Source organism: Rhodococcus sp. Z13_19A (assembly GCF_058133575.1).
Window position 1 is genome coordinate 1 of sequence record NZ_JBYUNN010000005.1, and the last position, 3,343, is coordinate 3,343.

2 rRNA genes are annotated in these 3,343 nt (G+C 56.5%); both read right to left on the reverse strand.

Features of this window, described 5'->3' with window-relative positions:
* A 5S ribosomal RNA gene (gene rrf, locus AC3YNX_RS17595) occupies positions 1-57 on the reverse strand; the annotation flags it as partial.
* A gap of 93 nt (positions 58-150) precedes the next feature.
* Positions 151-3,294 (reverse strand): 23S ribosomal RNA (locus AC3YNX_RS17600).
* Between the last annotated feature and the right edge of the window lie 49 nt (positions 3,295-3,343).

A 3,343-nucleotide genomic window follows, 5' to 3' on the forward strand; every position in this document is an offset into this window, starting at 1 on the left:
CTTAGCTTCCGGGTTCGGGATGGGACCGGGCGTTTCCCCTCCGCTATGACCGCCGTAACTCTGTGAAACAGCCACCTCGACCAACCCCGCCAAGTTGGGGTTGGGTGGTGTGTTGTCTCAGATACCGCACAGTGGACGCGTAGCATTTTTGTGGTAAGTCCTCGGCCTATTAGTACCAGTCACCTGCACACCTTGCGGTGCTTCCAGTTCTGGCCTATCAACCCAGTGGTCTGCTGGGGGCCTTACCCCCTCAAGGGGGTGGGAAACCTCATCTTGGAACGAGCTTCCCGCTTAGATGCTTTCAGCGGTTATCCCTTCCGAACGTAGCTAACCAGCCGTGCCCCTGGCGGGACAACTGGCACACCAGAGGTTCGTCCGTCCCGGTCCTCTCGTACTAGGGACAGCTTTCCTCAAGTTTCCTGCGCGCGCGGCGGATAGGGACCGAACTGTCTCACGACGTTCTAAACCCAGCTCGCGTGCCGCTTTAATGGGCGAACAGCCCAACCCTTGGGACCTACTCCAGCCCCAGGATGCGACGAGCCGACATCGAGGTGCCAAACCATCCCGTCGATATGGACTCTTGGGGAAGATCAGCCTGTTATCCCCGGGGTACCTTTTATCCGTTGAGCGACACCGCTTCCACTTGCCGGTGCCGGATCACTAGTCCCGACTTTCGTCCCTGCTCGACCTGTCAGTCTCACAGTCAAGCTCCCTTGTGCACTTGCACTCAACACCTGATTGCCAACCAGGCTGAGGGAACCTTTGGGCGCCTCCGTTACATTTTGGGAGGCAACCGCCCCAGTTAAACTACCCACCAGGCACTGTCCCTGATCCGGATCACGGACCGAGGTTAGACATCCAATTCGATCAGAGTGGTATTTCAACGATGACTCCACAACCACTGGCGTGGCCGCTTCACAGTCTCCCACCTATCCTACACAAACCGAACCGAACACCAATACCAAGCTGTAGTGAAGGTCCCGGGGTCTTTCCGTCCTGCCGCGCGTAACGAGCATCTTTACTCGTAGTGCAATTTCGCCGAGTCTATGGTTGAGACAGCTGGGAAGTCGTTACGCCATTCGTGCAGGTCGGAACTTACCCGACAAGGAATTTCGCTACCTTAGGATGGTTATAGTTACCACCGCCGTTTACTGGGGCTTAAATTCTCAGCTTCACCACCGAAGTGGTTGACCGGTCCTCTTAACCTTCCAGCACCGGGCAGGCGTCAGTCCGTATACATCGTCTTACGACTTCGCACGGACCTGTGTTTTTAGTAAACAGTCGCTTCCCACTGGTCTCTGCGGCCACACCACGCTCCCACCGAGAAAGTGTTCACGTGTCATGGCCCCCCTTCTCCCGAAGTTACGGGGGCATTTTGCCGAGTTCCTTAACCATAGTTATCTCGATCGCCTTAGTATTCTCTACCTGACCACCTGTGTCGGTTTGGGGTACGGGCCGTGTGAGAGCTCGCTAGAGGCTTTTCTCGGCAGCATAGGATCACCACATTCACCTCAATCGGCTATGCATCAAGTCTCAGGATGTGTGTGCCCCGGATTTACCTAGGACACTCCCTACACTCTTACACCAGTACTACCACTCACTGGCGCGGCTACCTTCCTGCGTCACCCCATCGCTTGGCTACTACCAGATCGGGTCCCGCGCTCCACGATCCCCGCAACCCCCCTAAGGGAGCGCTAAAGACCGCTTCGGGCGGTTAGCATCACTGGATTCACCATGGGCGCGCTCACACGGGTACGGGAATATCAACCCGTTGTCCATCGACTACGCCTGTCGGCCTCGCCTTAGGTCCCGACTCACCCTGGGCGGATTAACCTGCCCCAGGAACCCTTGGTCATTCGGCGGGGGAGTTTCTCACTCCCCTTTCGCTACTCATGCCTGCATTCTCACTCGTGTGGCCTCCACCCCTGGATCACTCCGGAGCTTCCCTGGCCACACGACGCTCCCCTACCCATCCACACGACTGCACAACACCCCATGAGGTGAAGTGAATCTATTGTGCGAATGCCACGGCTTCGGCGGTGTGCTTGAGCCCCGCTACATTGTCGGCGCAGGATCACTTGACCAGTGAGCTATTACGCACTCTTTCAAGGGTGGCTGCTTCTAAGCCAACCTCCTGGTTGTCTTCGCGATCCCACATCCTTTCCCACTTAGCACACGCTTAGGGGCCTTAGCCGGTGATCTGGGCTGTTTCCCTCTCGACTACGAACCTTATCGCCCGCAGTCTCACTGCCGCGCTCTCACTCACCGGCATTCGGAGTTTGGTTGATTTCGATAAGCTTGTTGGCCCTCTAGACCATCCAGTAGCTCTACCTCCGGTGAGAAACACGCGACGCTGCACCTAAATGCATTTCGGGGAGAACCAGCTATCACGGAGTTTGATTGGCCTTTCACCCCTACCCACAGCTCATCCCCTCAGTTTTCAACCTAAGTGGGTTCGGGCCTCCACGACGTCTTACCGTCGCTTCACCCTGGCCATGGGTAGATCACTCCGCTTCGGGTCTAGAGCATGCGACTGTATCGCCCTATTCGGACTCGCTTTCGCTACGGCTTCCCCTCGACGGGTTAACCTCGCCACACACCACTAACTCGCAGGCTCATTCTTCAAAAGGCACGCTGTCACAGGCAACACACCAAAGTGTTCACCCGCTCCAACGGATTGTAAGCGCACGGTTTCAGGTACTATTTCACTCCCCTCCCGGGGTACTTTTCACCTTTCCCTCACGGTACTAGTCCGCTATCGGTCACCAGGGAGTATTCAGGCTTATCGGGTGGTCCCGACAGATTCACAGCGAATTTCACGGGCTCGCTGCTACTTGGGTATTCATCAAGGGAGGTGACAGGTTTTCACGTACGGGAGTCTCACCCTCTACGCCGCGCCGTTCCAGACGACTTCCGCTAACCACATCACTTTCTTACTCCCCGCCAACATGACAGTGTCGACAAGACAAACCCCACAACCCCACAAGTGCAACGCCTGTCAGCTATCACACACCCATGGTTTGGCCTCATCCGCTTTCGCTCGCCACTACTCACGGAATCACTGTTGTTTTCTCTTCCTGTGGGTACTGAGATGTTTCACTTCCCCACGTTCCCTCCACACGCCCTATATATTCAGGCGTGGGTGACCCCACATCACTGGGGCCGGGTTTCCCCATTCGGAAATCCTCGGATCACAGCTCGGTTGACAGCTCCCCGAGGCTTATCGCAGCCTCCTACGTCCTTCATCGGCTCCTGGTGCCAAGGCATCCACCGTGCGCCCTTAAAAACTTGGCCACAAAGATGCTCGCGTCCACTGTGCAGTTCTCAAACAACACACGACAAC